Source organism: Paenibacillus sp. V4I3, assembly GCF_030817215.1.
Taxonomy (GTDB): Bacteria; Bacillota; Bacilli; order Paenibacillales; family NBRC-103111; genus Paenibacillus_E.
Genome location: NZ_JAUSZA010000001.1, coordinates 7,950,991 through 7,974,913, shown reverse-complemented (window position 1 = coordinate 7,974,913; position 23,923 = coordinate 7,950,991). Strand labels below are relative to the sequence as shown.

The window sequence follows — 23,923 nt, the reverse complement described above, 5'->3', positions numbered from 1 at the left end:
CTTTAATTATTTTCTCGTCCCTAGCTGACGCTGTTTTCCAATTATTGGGTTTGTCTGTTTGTTTGTACACCTAGTAAATCCTTACGCCGATACACGCTAAGAATTAGACCGATGGCTGCAAACTGAAAGATGACAAGCGTGCCGTTATAGCTGACAAAGGGAAGTGAGAAAGCACTTAGAGGTGCCCAACCGAAAGACATCAGCATAGGCCAAATAAACTGGATCACGAATAGTGTGAGTAGTCCTGAAAGCAGGGCTTTCCCATAAGTGTCTCGGATTTTGCCGCTGATTTGCAAGGAATGGAAAATAAATAGGATAACCATCAGGAAGATGAGAATACCGGCAATCCAGCCGAAGCAATAGATCAAAAAGGCGAACATCATATTGGAATGAAGTTCAGGTAAAGTAGGTAAGGGAGTACCATAGCCATGTCCCCACCAGCTAGCGGATGCGATGGCTTCTTTGGATTGTGTCAGTACATAATTAAACCCTTGTGTATCTTCTTTGGGTTTTAAAAAGGCCATCCAGCGATCAAGCGAATTAGATCGATGGCGCGAGGTTAACAAATAAAAGATTGCGGAACCGAATATCGAGCTCACGTGTGTAATTAGAATGCTGCGTCTTTTCTTTAGCGTAAGAAGCACTGAAGCAGATCCTAAGAAAAACAAGATAAAATCCGTGAGAGAGTGTACCTTTAAGAAAATGACACACGGTATTAAAAGAACACCCAAGTTCAACCACAGCGACCGCGCAATTGACTTTATCCATGATTCAGTTAATTTGTTAGTAGGTTTATCCGTCCAAATTCCCGCTAATGACAATAGAAACAAATAAGGAGAAATGGAAACAACATTCACGACGAATCTACCCAATTGCAAATAGCCATCCATGCCGTTTATTCGGTAACCTGTAGCTATGGAGTAAACCAGTAAGATCAGCGTACCGATATATAAGGCCCAGGAATAGGATGCTAATTTCTGATAATTGAACAAGCGGATTCCAAGCATAAGAAGTCCGCCAACACAAACATAGATGACTTGTTTCAATCCAATTGAAGAGAAACCTAGATGCTGGACAAGTGAAGCCTGAGCGGTAAAAACGGCGACAAGCCCAAACAGTATGAAGAAGGACAGAAGCCCAAGCAGCTTCCAATCAGTCCGTGGGCGATGTACCTTATGAAACTGAGCACCGATAAGCTCGGGAGCTCCCATCTGGGTGATCGCTTCTTTTATGGCGGTATTTAACGCAATCCCTCTGTCTAATTTCTCTTCAATGATATCTTGTAAATGACCCTCCAGCTCCATTTGCACTTCATGATGAACTTCTTTAGCTCGAATATGTGAGCAGACCTGCTTCAAGAACTCTTTGACGTCTTCCTGATATCGAATCGGATTCATAACATGCAGCCCTCCCCTATAACACGGTCGACAGTGCTGCGAAACAGCGTCCATTCCTCCATTTTAAGTCTGAGTTCATCTTTGCCGCTCTTTGTAATACGATAATATTTTCGCTTTCGGCCATCCTTCTCATTCCAGTAGGCTTCCACGTATTTATCTGATTCAAGGGAATGAAGAATGGGGTACAGAGTCCCCTCCTTCAAGGTAAAAACACCGTCTGTGTGCGTTTCCATCTCTTTGGTCATTTCATACCCATACATGTCCTTACGGTTCAAAAGCGTTAGTATTAGGATGATAGTACTACCTTTCATAAGTTCCTTGCTAATTTTCATAAATGCTCCTTTCTATGTATAGTTTACTTATGCATCGATTATCTAGGTATTAGTATAGCGAATTACTTTTGTTTTGGCAAATAATAGAAAAAAGTGCAATCTACTACCATGAAAGAACGAATAAACTTTCATGCTCTGTGGTGCAGTTCGAGGGATGCATGGATGGCTAATGGGCAGTATAGTTAAATAATTCATCTTTGTAGAAAGTGAATATTCCATGCAAATGTTTTAAATGTAGTGTTCTGTCCATACATATAGAAAAGTGAAAGTGTATGGAAAGGGATGAACTAAATGAAAATTGCATTGTATATTATTACTGTTATTAGCTTATTTGTATCAGCAGCTTGCAGTAACTCGTTTAGTGAATCGGATGCCGTAAAATATACTTTAGCCAAGATACATGAGTTAAATGACCCACATTTATTTGTTGATTTTCCAAAACGAAATGGAAGCAGAAATATGAAGGTCACGATAGGTGGTATGTATGGAAATACAACCAATTTAAAGTTAACAACGAGTGTTAAATTGATTGATAAAGAAACATACGAAGTTACCCTTATCAAAGATTGGAACTATAAGGTGAATGATATAAGAGTGAGTAGCTTATGGAAATTTAGGGTTACACAAAGCAATGTGACTCTTTTGAAAAAAGACGACAAGGATGATTTACTGGCTGCAATAGGTTGATGATTAGAAGATAGTGTCCTCATCCAATCCAAGTACATTACGCTAACGAAGAAACGATAGTTCCATAACCAACACGACGGTAGCCAGCACACGATTGGCTGCCGTTGTCCGTTTAAGTAACGGGCAGGATTCTTCAACATGGATGCAACATTTCCCAGCAATTACCGTATTAATGTTGAAGCATCTTGCTCCTTGATTATTGCTTGAAAAAGAAATATTTCTGGAAGGTGAATAAAAATGAGATGGAAGAAAATTGCGGTTATAAGTGCCTGCATTATGGCATTTGGGATTACCAGCTATGCGTCAGGAGGTGTGGAAAGCATCCAGGCATACTTAAACCATGATTTCAAATTTACACTCAATAATAACGCTTGGGTACCCAAAGACAGTGATGGTGTCGTACTAACTCCAGTCATTCTTAATGGCACATCGTATCTTCCAGTTAAAGCAGTAGTTGAGGCAACAGGCGGAGAAGTCCAGTGGAATGAGGCTACGAAAACCATTGCGATAACATCTGCTAATGGTGAAAGTGTAACCACAAAACAAAAAGAATTTACGAGTGAAGAATTGCGAGTAATTCAGGAAAAGTTAAGAAATTACTGGGATGAATTAGGGCGAACATATTCCATTAGGTTAATGTCTGTTGGTTCAACTCAAGAACATCTCGAAGTAGAGATTAGAAAGTTTGGTGAATTTGAAAAAAATCTGTCTGGGGAAGAAATAAATTCAATTAAAAAATCACTGTTTAAATTTGTTGGTCAGGAGTTTCCCTTGAAACTTGAAGTTATTCAATGTTGTAGACAAGAAGCCAATATTATAGGCGAAATCATCAAAACTGATAAGGTCAATAAAAAAGTTCTTATTGAAAATCACGAAAACAAGGTAGGGAATAGTGATAATCCAGATGCGACTTGGGTCACTTTAACTGAAGATGGAAAAATAGTTGTAAAGGATAGTAAACAGTTACAGGTATTTAGCGACTTATCCATTGGTCAACAGGTTAAGGCATGGTCAGTGGGTATTACCTTTCTAAGTTACCCTGGTCAAGCTTCAGTGGTAAAAATTGAAATACAATCAAATAAGTAAATAAAACATGGATTTCATGAGAGGTTCAGGTTTTTTTGAAGGAGGTTTAATTTGAGTACCATTTGGCATGAATCAAACTGTAAACAAGACACCATGATTTTTGATACTCTTTGGGAGGCAGAAGAATGAGGGCATTCTATAAGCAATGACATAAATATGGGTGCGTTTGATGGATATACAACTCCTGACGAGAAAGCCGCATATGTGTTACTTTTTACTTAGCTAACATAGACCGATTCCATGCTCATGCTGACAAAGTTTAGTCTGAAGGCAAATTTATATATAAGGTATGGTTCACTCGAAGAACTTGAAATCAGGGTTCATATAAAAGAGAAGTTCCATATAGTATGTCGCGGTGCTACACCATCAAGCATCATTATTAGATGGTGCTTTTTTATGCCCATCATACTCGCCACAGCTTCATTACAGGGGCTTGGTCGTAGCCTAGGAAATAAGTATTAGACTGGTCGGGTCATTAAGCTAACGGGCAGTAGAGCGTGGTGGCAAAACGGCTATTTTATGCTAGGGCAGGAACGGGACATAACAAAACACGGAATTATGTTTCGAGTGGAAGTATTATGAATGATTATCTACGTGAAATAATGGTTTCTGCAATATGATGTACTTGTTTTATTGAAAATTCGTTCTCAATGCCCCCATAAGTTTCATAAATGGCGAATACGTATTGTGGAAAGTAAAAACTTCCCAGGATACGAAACTTTGTACTTGCACCAAGCGTCTGTAAATAAAAGAGAAACAATGGGAGTTGATAACGGTGAAGAAGTTGGTTGTTGGCTTGATATGTGGTGTTGCTTTAATAACTACTACTGCTGTTTATGCGGCACAGTTCTCTGAATACAAACTAGAAGCCAAGGTTGTTCCATTTGCTTATCACCTTGCTGATGAAAACAGAGATACACTGAAGGGCGATAATTACTTTGGTGCGAGCGATAAGGTCGGACTTCCTCAAAGTATTAATTATCAAGGAACTCAATATGTACCTATTCGTGAAATTGCCAACATCCTAAACCTTGATACTGATTGGGATAATTCTAAAAAGGTGGCTATCTTGCAACCGACAACTGGTACGGATGCTAAACCTCAAAACCTCGATGCACTTATTGAACTTTATTCAAAACAATTAGAAATACTAAAAGGTATGAAAGCACAACCACAAAACGCCACAACTTCTGTCACAGAGCCTGTTAAAACACCTGCTAAAAATGAAACGATTGGTAATGATGTAAGAAAGCCGATGGAAGTTCAGTTGACAATAGACCAAGTAAAGGGGATGTTCGGGGATAAATATACAAAAGTAACAGACGCTGTAACCGGAGAATGGAAAGTTTGGCGTTATGATGTTTTGCCGAAAAACGGCTACAAATTCGAAACAACGTCAGATACAGTTGATACACAAGGCATTAAAAATCAAGATGTAAAAGGGCAAGTTTTCGTTACTTGGTCGCCAGATGGGAAGTTAATGAGCATTGTGTATTTTGGTTTGAGAGATGGGACTGTCAAAGCATATTACATTAACGGATTCACCGAAGAAAATATAGGGTAAACCAAAAGCTGACACCGCCATAATGAATGGTTGGTGTCAGTTTTTGTTAGCGGCGGAGCGTATATTTTGTGGTCAAACTGTACTTTGTGTTTAGGTACATTACGGTGATTAAACCGATGGACGGGCAGTTCAGCGAAACTTTCCATAATTTGGTGTCGTATAAGAAGTGAACGGACGAAACGAATGGCTATAGAGTGAAGTGTGAGAAACTTTTAGGGAGTGAACAAAGTGATGATGTATTCTAAAGGCATCAGAATATTGATTGGTGTTGTTTTTATCGTTAGTGTAGTGGGAGGTGCAATGGCATTCCAAAGCACATATGCTAAAAGTACGATTAATCAAAGCCACACAAATCCTCCTAACTATCCTGAAAATGAAAATGGAAAGACATACGGTTCTTCTGAAGAAGCCACCTCCGTTGAAATGCTACCTGATTTAATCCATGCAGGAAGTGTGAATGGCATTAAAGGATATTTGCTGAAAAAAGATTATCTCGGTGAACCTGGTCGTGATGTCCCATTGTATGATGTTGATGGAAAAAGCATAATTGGTTCTTTTCATATTGGCGCTAAGAATATGATCTATCCTAAAAATAAAAACGGACAGACATACGGTTCTGCCACAGATGCTACCTCTCCAGAAACGGAACCTGAATTAATCAGTGCTATAGGTGTGGATGGCACAAAAGGATATGTGCTGAAAAAAGACATAGACGGTGAGCAACCAAAATCACCCGAGGAAGCCATTTCGATACAGAAAAGTAGATCGCCAGGTGGTCGTGATATTCCGCTGTATGACGTTGATGGTGAAACCGTAATTGGTGTGTTTCATGGTGGGTGAAATTAACAAAAAAAGTATGTTCAAGTGTTACGCTAACGGGACACGATAGTTCAATCATGACACGAAGGCAGCTGGTCAGCAAGATCGGCTGCCTTTGTTACGCTAACGGGCAGTATAGTGGAAATATACAACAGTCAGGCTTTTGCAGTGGACTCTGAAAACGGGGGCTTTTTTTGAAATATTCAATTATGATATGCAACTACTACTAATGCTATATCCCCTCTGAGAACTACATATTCAACTCAACCGGCGTAGCTAGGTTTATGAAATTCTTTTCCCTGGTAGGAGTGGAGGAGCGTAAAATGACAAGAACAAGTATCCTTGGATCGAATCGTTCAAGTAAGCACCCTAACCAGTGCTTTTTTTATTGCCCAATTTCATTGATCTAAAACATAATGGTTCCAAATAATGGTATTATTAATTTATAAGTTCACTATATGGCATGAGGTGTTCAAATAAATATGGATGAAACTATTTATGACGAAACCGCAATAACGAATGACATCAAATTCAACATTCTATCTGAAAGAGAAGAACTATAATAAAAAGTTTGGAAAGATAATATTGCATAACTAAAACTAATTTAAAGATGGTGGCGATTTCCCGTGCATTCATACTCACTTTCTAAAAGCAGCAATACTTCGAAGCAATCAGATCATACTTCAAATATTAATAATACTGCAGATACGAAAAGTGTTCCTGTTGAGCCTTCCGTTCAATTTTCTCAATCCCACATTTTACATTTGCAAAGAACCATAGGAAATAGAGCGGTTGCTCAATTCATGCGTTCTCAAATGCAACCACTAAGACCTCCAAAATACGCGAACAATTCAAAAGTGGATGTCCCCACTAAATCACCGATCCAAAGAAAAGAGAATCGTACGGGGATGCCCAGCCATCTTAAATCAGGGCTAGAGCATTTATCAGGCACTGATTTATCGGATGTAAAGGTTCATTACAATTCAGACAAGCCTGCGAAACTACAGGCTGCAGCTTATGCAGAGGGAAATCAGATTCATATCGGGCCTAGTCAAGAAGAACATTTACCGCATGAAGGTTGGCATGTAGTACAGCAAAAACAAGGTAGAGTGCAGCCTACAATGAGTGCGGCTAACATAAATGATGATCCATCTTTGGAGCAGGAAGCGGATGTAATGGGTAGCAAGGCATCCATGTATATAGGACCTTCGCCTGAAATGCCCGAAGAATCCAAGAACGTAGAAGCCTCAATGACAGTGGCTCAAGGTAAGTTCATGCCCGTCGTACAGCGAATCGCATACCACACTATTGATTATGATCAAGAAACCGTTCAAGCTTTTAAAGGCGCGGAGGAAATGACATGGGAAGTTTTCCAAGCAGACTATGTTGAGCTGTACAATAAATTAAACGGTGGCAGTATTGTTAAATTAACAGACAATGGAAAGACAGCCATCGTGTACGATGAATCCGGTACGATTACAGAATCATTTAAACAACAAGGTGACGATTGGATAGAGGTTGATGATGATTACGCATACTCCCCTGATGAAGTGGATTATGCACTTGATGGGACGGTGCCTGAGGATCCAACAAATTTAGAGATAGCACAAAAATTACGTGATGGAACGGAAGATGAAGATGCCGTAAACGCGGAATTGCCTAAGATCTATAAATCAGTGGCTGATATTCCTGATATAGATAGAGCAGTTAATAATATGCCGGAAGACGCAACAGCTTATGAGTGGGTCACGCTTCTTACAAGACTCACAAGTAATCCAAGCCGAAAAATTATCGCAGACGTTTTAAAAGCTGGGAATGGTTCTTTTAGTGCTAGCGCATTGATGCGAACGTTAACAGCTAACTCCCAAGATGCGGCAGATCGTGTAGCTATCGCCGCATCTTGGGGGAACAACGATATTTATTTAAATTATGCCAATAATATGCAAATTAAAAATAACAGTCCAGCTTCTCATCTTCTAGGAACTCGTCTGGCTGCTACTGTAGATGCGGAAGACGATATTGAATGGGAAGTATTTCAACCTGATGTACACTATGCCGGTGGAAAATATCAAGGAGCACAGCCAAGAACAGCCTTCTTGAAGGCCGATATTGAAGGAGTCGAAATTGAAATTCATGCACACTGGTTTCGAAAATCAGAGCATGGTCAAACAGCCGGTAAAATAACCTCCATGCATATCCAAGAAGGAGGCAAAAATGGACTAGAGATCAATCAGTGGTCGCATTTGAGTAATTTAAAAAATGAAATTATTAAACAATTTAATGCCGGCGCTAACCCGCCTTCAGGTGCAGACGATACGGGTACTCTGATAATAACATAAGATAATAATACATGTCGGGGGACAAGAACTTGATCTCATTCCCGAAAGAGCCATCAAGAGCATTACTGTTCAGCTAACGGGCAGGATACTTCCAATATGTGTTAATATAAAACTGCAATGATTAGAAGGTTGAAACAGGGGGAATTATATGAAATTTTACATAGCGTCTAGTCTCAAAAATATAGAAAATGTACGGCAAGTCTCGGAGAGTTTGAGTGCCCGTGGTTTTCAACATACTTACGACTGGACAACTCATTCAAACATAGACTCCATAACAAAACTACGTAACATAGGTCAAGAAGAAGTAGCAGGGGTTTTGAATGCAGATGTTGTAATTGTCATGTTTCCAGCTGGAAAAGGGAGTCATGTTGAGTTAGGAATTGCTCTGGGGGCTGGAAAGAAAATTTATTTATACTCCTCAACAAATGAACTGAATGATATCGGAAACACATGTACGTTTTATCATGTTGATTCAGTTGAACAGCGGATTGGCTCGTTAGGGGATTTGATAAACTCTGTCTGCCTTGAATACCAGCATCATTAAACTAAAGGGCAGATTAGCGGAACTTACGACCGATTAAATATAATGATAAACAAGTTTATTTATGTGACTTAAATTGCATTTAGTATCTTTCATTTGTCGAGTTAAGCAATTTAAGAGACGTATCTTTATTCTGACTCCCTATTCATGCATACACCTGTTTAGTAAAATTTAAGAAAACAACAAATCAAAGTCAATTCATGAAAGGGGGCATTGCATAACATGTGAGTTAGCAATGGCTCCTTCTTATATTCCATTATCACCATTGGGAGGAAAATATGTTAAAAACCAAGATTAATACCGACATTCAGGCAAAACTGGATAGCTACAATGTTGCCTATACTAAACCAAGCACAATAGGCTCAGCCGGTTCAATGCCTATTGGAAATGGAGATATTGCCTTGAATGTATGGACGGAATGTAATGGGGATCTCTTGTTCTATATATCTAAAACAGACACATGGAGCGAGGCGTCCAGACTATTAAAATTAGGCAGGGTGCGTGTTGAAATTACGCCTAACCCCTTCGCTATAGGTAATGCTTTCTCGCAGATCTTGAAACTACGTCAAGGAGAGATCCTTATTACCGCCGGTCCGGCAGGCCAACAGGTTACTCTCAGGGTTTGGGTGGATGCAAACCAGGCTGTTATCAGAGTTGAGGCATCAGGTCAACAGCCTTTCCAGATGGATGTCACTACAGAGATATGGCGCGATACTGTTATTAGTTCGACCCCTGAAACGAAACATAGTTATTACGGAATAGCTTATTCTGGTCAACCAACACCTTCGGAAAGCGCTGATCAGGTTTTATCAAGAACTAATGAATTGCTATGGTATCACAGGAACAGCAGTTCACCTTACCAAACCACTCTTGATGCTCAGAACTTAAGCGGTTATGAAAGTACATACCCCGACCCCTATATGAACTTGACATTTGGGGCTATTCTGAAAGGCAGCAATATGGTTCCCATCAGTAACACAACTCTTCGTTCAAGTTCAAACGGGACTAATTTTGTCCTTTCCATTTATCCCTATACGGCCCAAACAGACACAGTAGCCACTTGGGAAAGCCAGCTGAGTACCCAAATAAACAATATTGAAGCTACTGATATAGAAACGGCGCGTACCAACCATATGAACTGGTGGGATTCGTTCTGGGACAGGAGTTGGATCTTTGTAACAGGCGATAAGGATGCAACCAATGTAACAAGGGGTTACCTGTTGCAAAGGTTTATGGATGCCATCCAAGGCAGAGGGAAATACCCAATTAAGTTTAACGGAGGTATAGTTAATTTCGATTACATGACTAAAGATGGCAACAATGTAAATGGAGATTTTAGGGAGTGGGGTCCTGGCTACTGGTTCCAGAATACAAGACATATGTACTGGCCAATGCTTGCAGCGGGGGATTATGATATGATGCTTCCGCTGTTTAATATGTATACAAATATGCTCAATCTGCAAAAGGACGTCACGCAACAATATTTTAACCACGAAGGTGCATTTTTTCCTGAAGTAGTCAATTTTTATGGCTTATACCTTAATGATAACTTTTTGAACAGTAGTTCGACACCGAATCCGGGTAACTTGCCGAGGAATAATTATATCAAATATTATTGGCAGGGGGGCATAGAGCTTTCAGCAATGATGCTTGAATATTTCGACTATACGAAGGATCAAGCATTTGCATCCAATACGCTTATTCCGATAGCTGAGCAAGTAGTAAAATTCTTTGATCAGCACTTTACGAGAGAGAATGGGATCATTAAGTTCGAGGGCATTCATTCTTTGGAGACGTATTGGGATGATGTTATCAATCCTACCCCTGAGGTAGCTGGTCTTAGATACAATCTGTCCAAATTACTTGCCTTACCTACAACAATTACAACACAAGCCCAAAGGGATGAATGGCAAAACTGCTTGGATGACTTGCCGCCAATTCCACTTGGGACAACAGGTTCAGCGACATTTATTAAACCAGCCGAATTCTATGCAACAGAGACGAAAAACGTTGAGAACCCTGAACTTTATGCTGTTTTTCCCTATAAAGTGTACGGTGTTGGGAAACCGAATATAGATACAGGTATTACATCTTTTAACAATCGTATATTTAAAGCACTTAACTGCTGGCGTTCTGATGCCATACAAGCTGCCTTACTTGGAATAACAGCCATTGCCAAGGCGGGTGTTATATCCCATTTAACAAACCAAACGGCTGATGTAAGTTTCCCTTCGTTTTGGAATAAACAATATGACTGGATGCCTGATTTGGATAATGGTGGTGTGGGCATGAACGCCTTGCAGTCCATGATTTTGCAAAGTAACGGAAATGAAATAAGACTTTTACCATCCTGGCCAACCTCGTGGAATGTAGATTTTAAGTTACATGCTCCAGGTAATATTACCGTAAGGGGGATCTATGAAAATAGGGCTGTAACTCTATTGCAAGTAGATCCTTCAAGCAGTCTGGTAGATGTCATACAACCAGAATTTAAGGTTTTGTAAGGTCATTGGAAGTTGGACGAGACATCGGGTACAAGTGCGGCTGATTCATCAGACAAATGAGGTCGAGGAGGAAATAATTGGCTGTTCAACTAACGGATAACTATAGCGAAACATTTGTCTTGGATTGGATAGATTAGCGCCAGTCGTTTTGGCGCTTGATTACATATTATTTAATAGAGTAAACTCTAAGTCAAGCGTCTTATCGGTCAAAAATATAGTTGATAAAATCCTTGTATAATAGTTGTTCGTTTGGATAAGATGACTGATAAAACGGTTTGTAAGCTTTGAAAAGAAGAAAAAAAGTAAGAGCTATCTCTAATTCAAAGGGGAAAAGGTAGAGCATTGCGTTTAACGGTATGCTTCTAAAGGAGATGAGAGGCAATATGGTAGATTGTTATTTGGAAGGAATAACACTTTATCTATTCGTAAACAAATGATGCTTAAGCATAAAGAAAAGGTTGAAAAAAATTTGAGACAAACTTATGTTTATTTGGAACAAATTCATTACAAGTTGGCATTTTATGATTTGCAAGAGAAGGAACTGAACATGCTTCCATAAAAAAGTTATTTATTTAGCAGAGACGAATGGTACATATCTAAAGGGAGAGATCATTTATATGGATCAGGATTTTACTAACAGCAATGTCGTTACTGATGAGTTGGATGATGAATGCGATATTAACGTCATGGAAACGCTGAGAGTTATTGGTGGCAAATGGAAGTTATCCTTACTATGGCAAATTAGCGAGGAGAGTAAACGATTTAACGAGTTGCGTCGAGCACTGCCTGGAATTTCTCAAAAAATGTTGACACAACAGCTGCGTGAATTAGAAGAGGATGGTTTGCTACAGCGAAAGGTTATTCCTGATAAGCCTCCCAAAGTTGAATATTCATTAACAAAATACGGTAAAACACTGGATTCATTATTTGATGTTATGTATGATTGGGGAGGACATCACCGAAAAATAATGAGTCAGAACCTACAGGGAAATAAAGTCGAAAAGATCTCAGGATTAAATACCTGAGACCTTTTCGGTGGGGTATTTATTTCTCGCTGTCGAGATGTGCCATCTCCTCAGCATAATATCGATCTCCAGATACGGCAGCCTGAGGTATGGCTGCTTGTATAGCTTCCAGATCCTTAGGAGCCAAATTTACATTTAACGCTCCCAGGGCATCTCTGAGGTATGTGCGGCGCCTTGCGCCAATGATTGGAACAATATCTTCCCCTTGTGAGAGGACCCAGGCTATGGCGAGCTGAGCAACAGTTACTTGCTTCTCTTCGGCAATTTCACGTAAAGCTTCAACAAGAGACAGATTTTTATCCAGATTCTCGCCTTGAAATCTTGGAACATAGCCGCGGAAATCGTAAGGACTTAAGTTGCGTTCTTTAGACCAAGTACCGCTTAATAGTCCTCGTGAAAGAACACCGTAAGCTGTTAAGGATATGCCGAGCTCCCTTAAAGTCGGAAGAATCTTTTCCTCAATTCCACGGCTGAACAAGGAATACTCAATTTGCAGTGAAGTAATAGGATGTACAGCATGAGCGCGTCTTATGGTATCCGCACCAGCTTCCGAGAGGCCAATATGTCGAACGTATCCCGCTTTGACCATGTCTGCGATAGCACCCACAACTTCTTCGATAGGCACGTTTGGATCGACACGTGCAGGCTGATACAGATCGATATATTCTACATTTAGCCTTTTTAATGAATAAGCTAGAAAGTTTTTAATGGATTCCGGACGGGCATCAAATCCCCCCCAGCCTCCATCAGGAGTGCGCAATGCTCCGAACTTAACTGAGATATAAGCTTTATCTCTCTTTTGACCTTGCAGTGCTTCGCTTAGCAACAGCTCATTATGACCAGAGCCATAGAAATCACCAGTATCAAACAATGTAACTCCTTGTTCGAGTGCCTCGTGAATAGTTGCTATACTCTCCACTCTGTCTGACTGACCATAAAGATCGGACATTCCCATTAAGCCGAGACCGATTGCGGAAACCGAAGAATTCTCTGAACCGTATGATTTGTATTGCATGTGTATTCCTCCTCAATATTTTTTCGTTCGGGTTATGAAACAAAGTATAGAATAAGGTGGTTATTCCTTCAAGGAGGCACTATTTATTAAGATAGTTACTTTGAAGTTACCTTTGTTTTTTAGTTAGATTTTATCGGGTTGAATTCTAATAAACTGAAAATCAATTTGAAAGTACATGCATTAAGATGCCGCTAAATGAAAAACTTATGCCGCATGAAGTCTAATGTGGCACAATTCATGAGAACTGGAATAATGGTGATATAATACTTCTGTAGCCGAAGAAAGTCACACCCAAGAGCACCTAATTTTACTCTATGGGTTGCTTCTTTCTGATATGAGCTTCCCACCATTCGTGCATCATATTGATGATGGACTCCAGGCTTCGCCCGTATTCTGTAATGGGAATATTCAACTTTCGGAGGCACCTGAGGGTATATTACTCGTCCTACAATCCCTTCCTCTTCAAGCTCCCTTAAGTGGGAAGTTAGCATTTTTTGAGTGACACTAGGCATCAGTTGTCGCAATTCATTAAACCGCTTGGTGCCGCCGCGCATCAAATGCAGGAGAATGGAGATTTTCCATTTCCCGATAATCATATCCATAGCGTCGCCACTTCAATATCTGTGCTATCTTCGATAATTCCATCCTCCGAGATCGATTTGTACCTAAGGTATATAGCCCAAGTTCGAACTCTGTTGCCATATTTCATTCGTCTCTTTACGTTTATATATTATGTTCCTAAATTGTCAAAATATGAAGAAGCCACTTTGATGTGGAATAGTATCAAAAAAAGATACTGTTGGAAACAGTGGTTAGGAACAATGCTTAATAGCGAAAGTTTGGCCATTCTAATTAGGAATGGTCTTTTGTTGTGCTTATTACAAACCTTATTTAAGCCATACATAGTCTTTAAACAAAAGATGATAGATACTCCCTCGGCTTAGCTGCTTTTTCAACTCTGATAGTGTTACTTCGCGGAACTTCGCTTGTTCCTCCTTCAGCTCGCACCAGAGTATAGGTTGACTTGATAAAGGCCAGAGAATCATATTGTTCATAATAAGTCCATTAAACACCTTCGGTTTCTTTTTTGAAACTAACACATTGAAGTGCTTACTTACTTTATTAAAGTTATTTATTTATAATAAAGGTATAACATCACGGGAGAGAACAAAACATTATTAGAAGGACATACTAATGACAACCACAATATCATATTCCAAACTGTTAAACCCGAACAATCATGCCCTTCTGCTCATCGATCATCAATACCTGCAATGCTTACGATCCGGTCCCATTATGCTTCAACGGTGATCAACCACGCCAAAGCATTATCGTAAGCCGCAAATATATTCAAGGTGCCGACTTTGTTGACAACAGCATTCGCCGAACGTCAGAATCTCATCAAGGAAATTCAAGGAAGAATTCCCGAATCAAAAGCCAATCGACCGACCACACAGGTTTAAACACATGGGAAGATGAGAGATTCCTAGAGTGTTCCTAGAGTGGGTAAAGAAATCGAGTCATTAGAAGATTGTTATGGCAGGGCTTGGACAGAAGTATGTTTGTTGGTGCCGGTTCTTTCTGCAATCGGTGACGGTTACGAAGTCTAATTTATTACAGACGTTTCCGGCGGTTCGCTGTAGAGCGTATGTTCCAAGCGGGAGCTACCCCAATCACCACGTGGTCCTATGTCAGTGGGCTGCAACGTGATTGGGCGCGGGAGGAAACCACCGGGGCAGTCATGACATTGTTCGAGGAATACGGCGGCGGCTTCGGCCAAGGTCTTCGCTGGGAATGGCAGCTTCTTGACTTAAAAGAGGGCACCCGGTAATCAGATAACAGAAAGAAACGGGGCCTGGACAAGATCAAATTTGTCTCGTCCTTACTTCCCCAAAAAATATTTTTTAAATGGAGGGAAAAATGATGAAAGAACAAACAACAACTGCCGTTTTTCAAAGGGATATCAAGGAACATTGGATGGTTCGATTCGGTGAGAGAGGATTTCCGCATGTTCAACAAGCTTGGGTATTGGATCCAGGTCGATGGAAAGATTGGGATCCATTCATCTTGATGGCGGAAGACTGGTTTAAGCGCGGCACGTTCTCCGATCACCCGCATCGTGGTTTCCAAACTGTCACCTACGTGGTGGATGGAAGATTGGAGCACATCGACAATGCCGGAGGGCACTCCATTATGGAAGCCGGCGACGTGCAATATATGAATGCTGGTTGGGCGGCCAGACATGCCGAAGAAGCTGTAGATGACGAGATTATCCATACTCTTCAGGTATGGCTTAACCTGCCTAAGTCGTTAAAGAAATCGCCAACTACCTATCAGGAAATCTATGTTGAAGATGTTCCGAGGGTTCCTTTTGATGGGGGAGCTATTAAGGTTTATTCCGGCGAATTTGCTGGTGTTAAAGGACCATTGGAAAGCTTGGTTCCCATAACCATGGCGGAAATTAATTTTGCTCCCGGTGCAGCGTATACGCACCTTTTGCCTGAAAATCACAATGCTTATCTGTATGTGTTGTCAGGAGAGCTTGAGTTTGGTGATAGCAGAACTGTATTGAATAAAAAAAGCGTGGCGTTGCTAACGTTCAATGAAAACGGGGACGAAAAAAATACAAGCGAACTGATAATCAAAGCAAATACTCGCTCAAAAGTGCTTATTTATTCCGGGGTTCCGATTAAAGAAGAAGTCGTTGCGCACGGTCCCTTTGTCATGAACACGATGGATGAAATACAGCAGGCTTTTCGGGATTATCATGCAGGTAAATTCGGTCCTCCTGCGGTCTAAAAGGAGATGTAACTCATAAACATGAATAAATACATATCTGAAGCGGCATTTGATGTGCTTGGCAAACGTTGGACGGGTTTAATCATCAAAAGCTTAATGAAGGAAGGAAATAGACATTACATGGAGATTATTGCAGAAATACCCGAGCTGAGCTATGTCATGCTCTCAAAACGTATAACTGTTGGAATTCGGAATCATTGAAAAGGCATGTTTACAATCATACACTGATACTAATTGAAAATGAATTGACCGACAGGGGCAAAGCACTTGGGCACGTATTGCAAGAGGTAGAAAATTGGGCGGAGCAAGGATGGTTACTTTCGAAGTGTTAGGAGTACAACAAAGAAGAACTTCTAGACCAAAGTGGGTGGAATAGGCCCTCCTGCTGTATGACAGATTGTAACTATAGTAACAAGACAACTACCGAGACTTCATGTCGCGGTAGTTGTCTTGTACACATATAATCGCTTGAAAATAATGTCCAGCAGCAGTGACGCTTACCGCTTTTTAATGATCATCAGCTAATCGAATTCAACGTTAGCTAATTTGATATTAAAATTTTCTTCAATCAACGAATAATCGATTTTCAATTTCCGCAGATGAATTTGGTATTGAATCATTTCAATAAATTTAGTGTCTAATTTTAGTTTCGTAGCCTCATTTAAAATATTTAACAATTCTTCATCCGATAATGACCACACAATTTGTCACCTCTAATTGAAATCGCCTTTTAGCTGCTTGTTTATCCACGAATACGATCACTTTTATGTATCTTACTGTATGAGTGATGCGGAGTTAACTTTATATTCAAATTTCATTTTTATTTCTACTCAATATTTTTTCGTTCGGATTATGAAACCAAGTATAGAATAGGGCGATTGTTCCTTCAAGGAGGCACTATTTAATAAGATAGTTACTTTTAAGTTACCTTGGGTCTTTTTAATTAGATCTTTTCGGAGTTGAATCCTAATGAACTGAAAATCAATTTGGATGTATATGCGCTGCATGATAAAGCAAAATTTACTGTTTCACCGCTTAGTTGATGCCGGAAACATTCGTCTAAGTTTATATCCCGCTCGTTCAATTCCTTAACGATATCAATTCCTACATATCGTATATGCAAAGTCTCATTTTTATAGCCGGTAATGTCTGTTTTATTTTACGGATAGCGGATAATAAAGCCGTATTACTAGGAATGCTCTGCGATCCTCAGCCACAGGTGTATCGGCAAAACAATCCTTACTAGCATATTTACCTTCTGAATTTAATTTTCTTGTTCATTCAAGGATTTCAATTTCCCTGGGATGATTCACAATCGAGATCAATCGAGACAACCAGTAATTGTTGGATAAATATCGTCACATTTTGGAACAATATCCCTATAAATATAAGAAAGGAAATTCTACCAATGAACCTGGAAAAGAATGATGAACATATAAATAACCTAAAAAAAATGGTGAATTCATCTGATTTTATATTTTATGAGAATAGTACATCTATTCTTCCGTTTACGATTAGCTATTTTAAAACTTTAATTAATCCAACTATTTTACATGAAGCAATCTTGCCTCACCTCAATTTTAATGGGAATCAATCGTTAGTCGAATTCTATGCTTTATTACCATTTACTGAAAAATTGATGACAGCAGAGTGGGAAATAATTGAGGAAAAATTGCTTAGAGGGTACGTTGCTATTTATTTCAAAGGAAAGGATAAACAAGTTGTATTAGTAGATGGAGCAGAAAATAAAGGTAGATCCGTTCAACAACCTGAAATTGAATTTAGTATAGTTGGGCCAAAAGAAGCACTTGTAGAATCCTTAGAAGTCAATTTGAATTTGATACGTAGAAGACTGCCTGTTCCAAACCTTAAAATGAAGGAACTCTCTGTAGGTAGCTTATCGAAATCAAAAGTGGTTGTTTGTTATTTGGAAGGGATAACTAATGAGGATTACGTGAGAACTGTTACAGAGAGAATTGAGGGTATAGATTATGATTTTCTTTTTGACACCACGATGTTGTCACAAATGATTGAAGGAAACACGAAATCGATTTTCCCTCAGCTGTTGGAAACGGAAAGACCGGATCGTATATGTTCAGGTTTAGGATTAGGACAGGTTGCTATCTTAATGGATGGTTCTCCTGATGCATTGCTCGGTCCAGTATCGTTAAATTGGTTTTTTGTGGCATATGAAGATTATTATTTGCCTTGGAATATCGCATCTTTCTTTAGGCTAATAAGGATTTTTGCAATTATTTTCTCCATAGGTGCTTCATCACTTTATGTAGCCGTGACCACTTATCATTACGAAGTAGTTTCTACTACTTTATTAAGCACGCTGATTTCGTCTAGGGCAACAATTCCATTACCGCCAGTTATCGAAGCAATTATTATGGAATTGACTATTGAACTTCTGAGGGAAGCAGGTGCGAGATTGCCGGCTCGAGTTGGACAAACCATAGGAATAGTGGGAGGTATTGTAATTGGGACTGCAGCTGTCCAAGCGTCACTCACTAGCAATATACTGTTAATTATTGTTGGATTATCTGCATTGGCCTCTTTCACTACGCCGATTTTCAGAATGAGCACGACTATTCGCTTACTTCGTTACCCTCTGATATTAGCTGCACAATGGTTGGGATTGCTCGGTATATTTATCATTTCTGCTTTCATTCTCATACATCTTTTGAGGTTGAAAACGTTGGGATCACCTTATTTGGCACCTATTTACCCGTTTCGACGTTCTGATTTAAATGATTCGTTGGTTCGTCTTCCCTTTTCGAGTTTTTCTAAGAGACCACGCTCCTTACGTACACAAAATCCTTCCAGAATGAGTTCAGATCTAGATGAAGAATGAGGTTGTAAATTATGGGCAATAACATCAGTGAAAAATACTTACTTTCGCCTTATATGGCCTTTTTTGCAGCACACTGTATGCAATTAGGAGTAGGCTTTCTGACATTCCAAAGTGCGATTACAAAGATAGCTGGACAGGATGCGTGGATTGTTGTCATATTAAACGGTCTTATTTTTCATGTAGTCATTTGGATGATGTATCGAATATTAAATTCAGAAAAAAAAGACATTATATCCATCAACCAAGTTTTTTTCGGGAGGTGGATTGGTAATTTATTGAATCTGTTGCTTATCGGATATTTGCTTCTTTTCGGTGGTACTGTGCTTGGAACATTTATAGAGATTGTTCAGGTATGGATGTTTCCTGATTTGGATACGTGGATTCTTAATCTGGTGTTACTTCTTCTTGCCAGCTATGCCGTTTATGGCGGGTTAAGAATCGTTATCGGAGTTTGTTTCTTTAGTTTATTTCAATATCTGCTACTTTTTATTTATGTATTTCTTGTACCTTACTTTCATATTAGCAACTTCTTACCCATTATGGATCATAAGGTAGTTGAACTAGCAAAAGGCTTAGGGGAAACAACCTTTATTTTCCTTGGAGTGGAAGTCATATTAATTTGTTATCCATGGTTTAAACAGCCGCAAAAAACTGAACGTTGGGTGTATTTAGCTAATTTAGCCGTTACCTTTTTTTACCTGAGTGAAATTATAGCTTCATTAGCATTTTTCAGTAAAGATCAATTAATTAAACAAATATGGCCATCAATATCTCAATTCCAATTCGTACAGCTTCCGTATATTGAACGTTTTGAAGTTGTGGGTGTCTCTTCTCAGTTGTTGCGCGTTCTGCCTATTCTATGTTTATGTCTATGGTCCGTGAGCCGAATCACTAAATTAATTACCAATATCAGATTAACTGCTACGGTTCCTATTTATGCAGTTCTGTTTTTTATTCTTGTGTCCTTACTGTCTCATCTTAAAGTTATAGACAATGCACGTCTTTTGCTGTCTTATACCGGCATGGCGATTGTTTATGCTTATATTCCCTTCATGTTTTTACTTGTGATGATAAAGAAGGTGAAAACTGAATGAAACGATTTACTCTGATTGTAATTGTTATTTTTATTTTTATAATTGCTCTGATAGGTTGTGTAAATAAATCAATCATTGATCGAGTTTCAATCCCTCTTGTTATAGGTGTGGATAAAGGACCAAAGACGACAATGATACTAACGATTTCAAAACCTCAATACAAAGGTAAGGACACGATCACAAATGTTGAGGCAACCGCCGTTAGTCAAACAATTATAAACGCAAGAGGAATACTTCTGGAAGAGGAAAACACGCCTATATTAAGTGGAAAGCTATCCGTCCTACTTTGTAGTCGTCAGCTTGCTAAAGAAGGACTTGAAAAAGCTATAGATATGGCCTTGAGAAATCCAAGAGTATCTAAACGTTTGCAATTAGCAGTGGTAGATGGACAAGCTAAAGAGTTATTAGAGGCAAATTATAGTCATTCTGTGGAAAAAGGCCATTATTTGATTCAACAATTCAATAGTAATATTAAAGAAGGACATTTACCAAGGACAAATTTGCATACTTTTGAATATGCCTTGTTGGGTAAAGGGATCGATCCGTATCTGCCGCTTGTAAAATTAGAAGAGGGTAAATTTAAAATAACGGGTCTAGCTTTATTTCAAAAGGACAAGTATGTTGATTCCTTAAACAATAAGGAATTAAAATTTTTTAAATTGCTTGTTGAAAAAAAGAATCACGGTACATATGAAACGAAATTAAGGGAAGATGTATACGTCTCTGTACAGAACGAACAATCCAGTTTTCGATATAAAGCGTCATTTAATAACGTAAACCCTGAAATTGACATTAAGCTTAAATTGAAAGGGAGCATTTTAGAAAGTGCGGGTTTCGAAATAACAGATAATGACAGACAACATTTAGAATCTACATTTAGTAAAGAAATTGTTAATGCAGTAGAGGATTTAATCCATAGATTTCAAAAACTAGGAATCGATCCACTGGGTCTTGGTAACTTTGTACGAAGCAGAACAAGACATTGGGACGAAAATATATGGGAGGAGCAGTATCCGAATATAAAAATAAAAATAAATGCCGATGTTAGCCTTATTGGGGAAGGTGACAGAAAGTAATATGTAGACAGGATAAAGAAATATAACCCAGTATGTGATTAAACTAACGGAAACGATAGCACAATGACGAACAGGCTGCCGGCTTCTTCATCGGCGGCCTGTTCAACTATCGGGCAGAATAATTGAATAACATATGGTGAAAATGTATATATAAAAAATTTATAAGGGAGTTCTTATGGATGGATTTTGGAATAAGGCATTCAGGTGGATAAACATCATTTTCATCCCTGCAATTACAATTTTGATTTTAGCGATTACTGGCTATAGATTTCACAAAAATGAATTAGAGACAAATTCCCCAGATGTTATATTTTTAGTGGCACTATTGTTTACCCTTATCATAGTAGGTAAAATCCGCAGAATCATAACGTCAGGAAGTCTTTTTATGTCAACAACTTTTTTAAATATATCGATAACAGCGATTGTTGTGGTATCCGTTTATAGCTAACATTATTTTGGATTTAAAGGTTTGCTGTTTGAAGCAATATTGCTAGTGGTGTTGGTGATGCTGTTATATGGCTTATATAAAATTATTCATAAGGAAACGTGATTGAAGTTAGTTCGGCGTTCAACTAACGGATAACGATAGCACAATAAACTATACCACGAGGCTGCCGCGTTTTAAACGGCGGCCTCGTTGCGCTAACGGGCAGGATAGTTCAAATAAAGTAACGAATTGTTGATAATTCACATTTCTTCGAGAAGGGGATTTATTAAATGAAAAGAGTAGATGTTGCCTACGTGCTTCTCTTTGATGAACAAGGAAAAAATGTATTGATGGTCAAAAACAAGGGTATGAAATCTTCCTACTATACACTTCCTGGTGGAGCAGTAGAACGGGGAGAAACACTTGAAGAAGCTGCTATTCGTGAGGTAAAAGAAGAAACGGGCTTAGAGGTTGAATTAAATGGTATTTTCAGTGTAAGTGAAGCGTTTTTTGTAGATAGGGAACATCATACAATTTTCTTTACCTTTAGAGGGAATGTAATTGGTGGAGAAATAAATATCTCATTTCCAGAAGAAATTGAGGAAGTTACTTGGATGGAACCTCAAAGAGCAGAAGAATACATAAATATACCAAGTGAGTTAAAGGGATCAATAATTGGTAAATCATCAGCACCATATGTACTCAGAGGAACTATTAATCACAATTCTTAATACAGTTTGTTGAAGTAACGAGGAACGATAGTGAAATTAAGCAGACAGCCGCGGCCGTCTGCTTTTGTCATTGAAGTAACGGGCAGGATAGTACGATAACCTAAACGAATATGTATTAAATCAATGTCTATGGCTTTTGTTTCCTTACAATTAATTAGAATGAGTGGTGTTAATGAAAAAGAAGTTAGCGATAACCGGAATTGTTGTTTGTACCCTTATTGTTTGCATCCTAACTATAAGTTTATATGTATGGTTCTCATTCAAACCGGGATTTGTATATGAAAATGGAACATGGAATTATGTTTCCTATGATGCGGGAGCTGGCAGAAGAGTTAGTCCGATCAATGTAAAAAAGGATGAATTCAAGGTTTTAAAGTACAGTGATTTTGCAAGAGATAATAACAGTGTATTTTTTAAAAACCATAAAGTAGAAGGGTCTGATCCGGGAACCTTCAAAATTATTAGCACCAAAGGCAGATATCATTACGCAAAAGATAAGAATAATGTATATATTTACGTTAGTAATGACTGGTCAATATTTAAAGTAATCAATGCAAACCCAGATAGTTTTAAAGTACTGGAGTATCCTTATTCAAAAGATAAAAACGACGCATACTGTGGTAGCTTACCACTTTTTGTAGATGATGTTTCTAAATTTGAAGTCATTGAGGGAGCACGTTTTTCAACTTCGTCTTCGTTTGACAGCTTCTTGGGTAAAGAAAATGACCCGAGAGAAAAATCATCAGAGTATGAACGGAATAAGCACGAATATAATCGTAAAAAGTATGGGTTTATTACTGAGAGTGTTATTTATTCTGAAGATGGAAAAGCAAAAACGGATAAACTTACTTATACAGGATATAAATTAGTGGAAGATAAAAGATAAAGAATAAGTAAGATTAATAATTATTGAAGAAAGATACTGCTGAGAACCATATCATTCATTCAACTACCGGGAGACGGTAGCGGAGTTTGGAGGCTAATTAATGTCTGTTAGTATGTTTAGAATGAATCAAGAGGATAATTTATTTGAACTAGGTTTTGAAATACCAATTTCTAACGAAGAATTCTTTACAAATTTTTGGCAACCAGCTATTGAGGAGTTAAAAATTTATGGTATTCAGAATGGAGTAGAAATAAGAAAAGAACAGTTGGAATCTACACTTCTGGAACTAAAAAATGATTTGGTATATATGGTGACAACGATTGATTTGCTTATTAAAAAGTTACCTTTAGCTTTTAAAACAGAAAATACCATTTTGTGGATTGGGTAACTTAATTCTTATAAAGACTCGTTGCACTAACGGGTACGATAGCTCCATGAGTACATGACGAGGCTACCGGGTATCAGAGTCGCAGGGGTTTTACGTAATGGTGATAAAATTCTTTTTCAAAGAAACAAGAAAGGTGACGCTTGGGTCTTACCTGGCGGAAGAGCTGAGGTGAATGAGCCGACGGAGGAAATCGTCGTCCGTGAATTCTTGGAGGAGTTAGGATTTCAAGTTGTCATCGATCGACTTATCGCCATAATTGAAAATTTTAATGCCTACGAGTATGAATCACTTCACGAATTCGGAATGTATTACGAGGTCAAGTTGCTGGGACAATTACCACATAACAGCTGAGTTCT

General features: G+C 38.7%; 23 protein-coding genes and 1 pseudogene. 18 read left to right on the top strand and 6 right to left on the bottom strand.

Going from position 1 to position 23,923, the window contains the following annotated elements:
• Positions 1-41 precede the first annotated feature (41 nt).
• Both QFZ77_RS36820 and QFZ77_RS36815 read right to left on the bottom strand, forming a co-directional pair.
• On the bottom strand, positions 42-1,397 hold the full coding sequence (locus QFZ77_RS36820) for an FtsW/RodA/SpoVE family cell cycle protein (RefSeq protein WP_307448674.1): 1,356 nt from the start codon (positions 1,395-1,397) through the stop codon (positions 42-44).
• On the bottom strand, positions 1,394-1,729 hold the full coding sequence (locus tag QFZ77_RS36815; protein WP_307448671.1) for a PadR family transcriptional regulator: 336 nt from the start codon (positions 1,727-1,729) through the stop codon (positions 1,394-1,396). The genes QFZ77_RS36820 and QFZ77_RS36815 overlap by 4 nt, the downstream gene beginning before the upstream one ends.
• Before the next feature lie 291 nt (positions 1,730-2,020).
• Between QFZ77_RS36815 and QFZ77_RS36810 the strand changes: the two genes are divergently transcribed.
• From QFZ77_RS36810 to QFZ77_RS36775, 8 genes are all read left to right on the top strand, one after another.
• Positions 2,021-2,416: a hypothetical protein gene (locus tag QFZ77_RS36810; protein WP_307448668.1), complete on the top strand. Its 396-nt coding sequence runs from the start codon at positions 2,021-2,023 to the stop codon at positions 2,414-2,416.
• A gap of 237 nt (positions 2,417-2,653) precedes the next feature.
• Positions 2,654-3,502 carry a stalk domain-containing protein gene (locus tag QFZ77_RS36805; RefSeq protein WP_307448667.1) on the top strand — a complete coding sequence of 283 codons (849 nt, stop codon included), beginning with the start codon at positions 2,654-2,656 and terminating at the stop codon, positions 3,500-3,502.
• 775 nt (positions 3,503-4,277) lie between these two features.
• The gene (locus QFZ77_RS36800; protein WP_171641387.1) at positions 4,278-5,066 is read left to right on the top strand and encodes a hypothetical protein; all 789 of its coding nucleotides are present in this window, start codon (positions 4,278-4,280) and stop codon (positions 5,064-5,066) included.
• 231 nt (positions 5,067-5,297) lie between these two features.
• Positions 5,298-5,906, top strand: coding sequence for a hypothetical protein (locus QFZ77_RS36795; protein WP_307448664.1), 609 nt, complete (start codon positions 5,298-5,300; stop codon positions 5,904-5,906).
• Between the two features lie 782 nt (positions 5,907-6,688).
• Entirely contained in the window at positions 6,689-8,224 is a 1,536-nt protein-coding gene (locus QFZ77_RS36790; RefSeq protein WP_307448661.1) for an eCIS core domain-containing protein, read from the top strand.
• Positions 8,225-8,372: 148 nt separating this feature from the next.
• A complete protein-coding gene (locus QFZ77_RS36785; RefSeq protein ID WP_307448659.1) occupies positions 8,373-8,768 on the top strand; it encodes a nucleoside 2-deoxyribosyltransferase in 396 nt (131 codons plus the stop codon).
• Positions 8,769-9,043: 275 nt separating this feature from the next.
• Positions 9,044-11,269 (top strand): DUF5703 domain-containing protein, encoded by a 2,226-nt coding sequence (locus QFZ77_RS36780; RefSeq protein WP_307448657.1) that lies wholly within the window; start codon positions 9,044-9,046, stop codon positions 11,267-11,269.
• A gap of 617 nt (positions 11,270-11,886) precedes the next feature.
• A complete protein-coding gene (locus QFZ77_RS36775) occupies positions 11,887-12,294 on the top strand; it encodes a winged helix-turn-helix transcriptional regulator (RefSeq protein WP_307448654.1) in 408 nt (135 codons plus the stop codon).
• A gap of 19 nt (positions 12,295-12,313) precedes the next feature.
• Here QFZ77_RS36775 and QFZ77_RS36770 read toward each other — a convergent pair whose 3' ends face one another.
• The 3 genes and pseudogenes from QFZ77_RS36770 to QFZ77_RS36760 form a co-directional block, all read right to left on the bottom strand.
• On the bottom strand, positions 12,314-13,309 hold the full coding sequence (locus tag QFZ77_RS36770) for an aldo/keto reductase (protein ID WP_307448651.1): 996 nt from the start codon (positions 13,307-13,309) through the stop codon (positions 12,314-12,316).
• A gap of 307 nt (positions 13,310-13,616) precedes the next feature.
• Positions 13,617-13,911 (bottom strand): annotated as a pseudogene (locus QFZ77_RS36765) (winged helix-turn-helix transcriptional regulator).
• Positions 13,912-14,196: 285 nt separating this feature from the next.
• On the bottom strand, positions 14,197-14,364 hold the full coding sequence (locus QFZ77_RS36760) for a hypothetical protein (RefSeq protein ID WP_307448649.1): 168 nt from the start codon (positions 14,362-14,364) through the stop codon (positions 14,197-14,199).
• Positions 14,365-15,229: 865 nt separating this feature from the next.
• On the opposite strand from QFZ77_RS36760, the gene QFZ77_RS36755 reads away from it, so the two are divergent.
• The 3 genes from QFZ77_RS36755 to QFZ77_RS36745 are packed head-to-tail and all read left to right on the top strand — an operon-like array spanning position 15,230 to position 16,440.
• On the top strand, positions 15,230-16,108 hold the full coding sequence (locus tag QFZ77_RS36755) for a pirin family protein (protein WP_307448645.1): 879 nt from the start codon (positions 15,230-15,232) through the stop codon (positions 16,106-16,108).
• Positions 16,109-16,129: 21 nt separating this feature from the next.
• Positions 16,130-16,309 carry a winged helix-turn-helix transcriptional regulator gene (locus tag QFZ77_RS36750; RefSeq protein WP_307448642.1) on the top strand — a complete coding sequence of 60 codons (180 nt, stop codon included), beginning with the start codon at positions 16,130-16,132 and terminating at the stop codon, positions 16,307-16,309.
• Positions 16,306-16,440, top strand: coding sequence for a winged helix-turn-helix transcriptional regulator (locus QFZ77_RS36745; protein WP_307448639.1), 135 nt, complete (start codon positions 16,306-16,308; stop codon positions 16,438-16,440). Before QFZ77_RS36750 ends, QFZ77_RS36745 begins: the two co-directional genes overlap by 4 nt.
• A gap of 189 nt (positions 16,441-16,629) precedes the next feature.
• On the opposite strand, the gene sda is transcribed toward QFZ77_RS36745, so the two are convergent.
• On the bottom strand, positions 16,630-16,809 hold the full coding sequence (gene sda / locus QFZ77_RS38095; protein ID WP_373462708.1) for a sporulation histidine kinase inhibitor Sda: 180 nt from the start codon (positions 16,807-16,809) through the stop codon (positions 16,630-16,632).
• Positions 16,810-17,516: 707 nt separating this feature from the next.
• Here sda and QFZ77_RS36740 point away from each other — a divergent pair.
• From QFZ77_RS36740 to QFZ77_RS36710, 7 genes are all read left to right on the top strand, one after another.
• Positions 17,517-18,965, top strand: coding sequence for a spore germination protein (locus QFZ77_RS36740; RefSeq protein WP_307448636.1), 1,449 nt, complete (start codon positions 17,517-17,519; stop codon positions 18,963-18,965).
• An 11-nt stretch (positions 18,966-18,976) separates the two neighbouring features.
• Entirely contained in the window at positions 18,977-20,059 is a 1,083-nt protein-coding gene (locus QFZ77_RS36735) for a GerAB/ArcD/ProY family transporter (RefSeq protein WP_307448634.1), read from the top strand.
• Positions 20,056-21,135: a Ger(x)C family spore germination protein gene (locus QFZ77_RS36730; RefSeq protein ID WP_307448631.1), complete on the top strand. Its 1,080-nt coding sequence runs from the start codon at positions 20,056-20,058 to the stop codon at positions 21,133-21,135. Before QFZ77_RS36735 ends, QFZ77_RS36730 begins: the two co-directional genes overlap by 4 nt.
• Positions 21,136-21,852: 717 nt before the next feature.
• Positions 21,853-22,293: an NUDIX hydrolase gene (locus QFZ77_RS36725; RefSeq protein WP_307448627.1), complete on the top strand. Its 441-nt coding sequence runs from the start codon at positions 21,853-21,855 to the stop codon at positions 22,291-22,293.
• Between the two features lie 172 nt (positions 22,294-22,465).
• Positions 22,466-23,179, top strand: a complete 714-nt coding sequence (locus tag QFZ77_RS36720; RefSeq protein ID WP_307448625.1) for a DKNYY domain-containing protein — start codon at positions 22,466-22,468, stop codon at positions 23,177-23,179.
• A 100-nt stretch (positions 23,180-23,279) separates the two neighbouring features.
• A complete protein-coding gene (locus QFZ77_RS36715) occupies positions 23,280-23,567 on the top strand; it encodes a hypothetical protein (RefSeq protein WP_307448623.1) in 288 nt (95 codons plus the stop codon).
• Between the two features lie 54 nt (positions 23,568-23,621).
• Entirely contained in the window at positions 23,622-23,918 is a 297-nt protein-coding gene (locus QFZ77_RS36710) for an NUDIX hydrolase (protein WP_307437994.1), read from the top strand.
• Positions 23,919-23,923 lie beyond the last annotated feature (5 nt).

What these genes read in the sequence shown, in the direction of transcription:
- QFZ77_RS36820 (WP_307448674.1), bottom strand. Translation starts at nt 1,397, where the DNA reads ATGAATCCGATTCGATATCAGGAAGACGTCAAAGAGTTCTTGAAGCAG.
- QFZ77_RS36815 (WP_307448671.1), bottom strand. Translation starts at nt 1,729, where the DNA reads ATGAAAATTAGCAAGGAACTTATGAAAGGTAGTACTATCATCCTAATA.
- QFZ77_RS36810 (WP_307448668.1), top strand. Translation starts at nt 2,021, where the DNA reads ATGAAAATTGCATTGTATATTATTACTGTTATTAGCTTATTTGTATCA.
- QFZ77_RS36805 (WP_307448667.1), top strand. Translation starts at nt 2,654, where the DNA reads ATGAGATGGAAGAAAATTGCGGTTATAAGTGCCTGCATTATGGCATTT.
- QFZ77_RS36795 (WP_307448664.1), top strand. Translation starts at nt 5,298, where the DNA reads ATGATGTATTCTAAAGGCATCAGAATATTGATTGGTGTTGTTTTTATC.
- QFZ77_RS36790 (WP_307448661.1), top strand. Translation starts at nt 6,689, where the DNA reads ATGCGTTCTCAAATGCAACCACTAAGACCTCCAAAATACGCGAACAAT.
- QFZ77_RS36785 (WP_307448659.1), top strand. Translation starts at nt 8,373, where the DNA reads ATGAAATTTTACATAGCGTCTAGTCTCAAAAATATAGAAAATGTACGG.
- QFZ77_RS36780 (WP_307448657.1), top strand. Translation starts at nt 9,044, where the DNA reads ATGTTAAAAACCAAGATTAATACCGACATTCAGGCAAAACTGGATAGC.
- QFZ77_RS36775 (WP_307448654.1), top strand. Translation starts at nt 11,887, where the DNA reads ATGGATCAGGATTTTACTAACAGCAATGTCGTTACTGATGAGTTGGAT.
- QFZ77_RS36770 (WP_307448651.1), bottom strand. Translation starts at nt 13,309, where the DNA reads ATGCAATACAAATCATACGGTTCAGAGAATTCTTCGGTTTCCGCAATC.
- QFZ77_RS36760 (WP_307448649.1), bottom strand. Translation starts at nt 14,364, where the DNA reads ATGAACAATATGATTCTCTGGCCTTTATCAAGTCAACCTATACTCTGG.
- QFZ77_RS36755 (WP_307448645.1), top strand. Translation starts at nt 15,230, where the DNA reads ATGATGAAAGAACAAACAACAACTGCCGTTTTTCAAAGGGATATCAAG.
- QFZ77_RS36750 (WP_307448642.1), top strand. Translation starts at nt 16,130, where the DNA reads ATGAATAAATACATATCTGAAGCGGCATTTGATGTGCTTGGCAAACGT.
- QFZ77_RS36740 (WP_307448636.1), top strand. Translation starts at nt 17,517, where the DNA reads ATGAACCTGGAAAAGAATGATGAACATATAAATAACCTAAAAAAAATG.
- QFZ77_RS36735 (WP_307448634.1), top strand. Translation starts at nt 18,977, where the DNA reads ATGGGCAATAACATCAGTGAAAAATACTTACTTTCGCCTTATATGGCC.
- QFZ77_RS36730 (WP_307448631.1), top strand. Translation starts at nt 20,056, where the DNA reads ATGAAACGATTTACTCTGATTGTAATTGTTATTTTTATTTTTATAATT.
- QFZ77_RS36725 (WP_307448627.1), top strand. Translation starts at nt 21,853, where the DNA reads ATGAAAAGAGTAGATGTTGCCTACGTGCTTCTCTTTGATGAACAAGGA.
- QFZ77_RS36720 (WP_307448625.1), top strand. Translation starts at nt 22,466, where the DNA reads ATGAAAAAGAAGTTAGCGATAACCGGAATTGTTGTTTGTACCCTTATT.
- QFZ77_RS36715 (WP_307448623.1), top strand. Translation starts at nt 23,280, where the DNA reads ATGTCTGTTAGTATGTTTAGAATGAATCAAGAGGATAATTTATTTGAA.
- QFZ77_RS36710 (WP_307437994.1), top strand. Translation starts at nt 23,622, where the DNA reads ATGACGAGGCTACCGGGTATCAGAGTCGCAGGGGTTTTACGTAATGGT.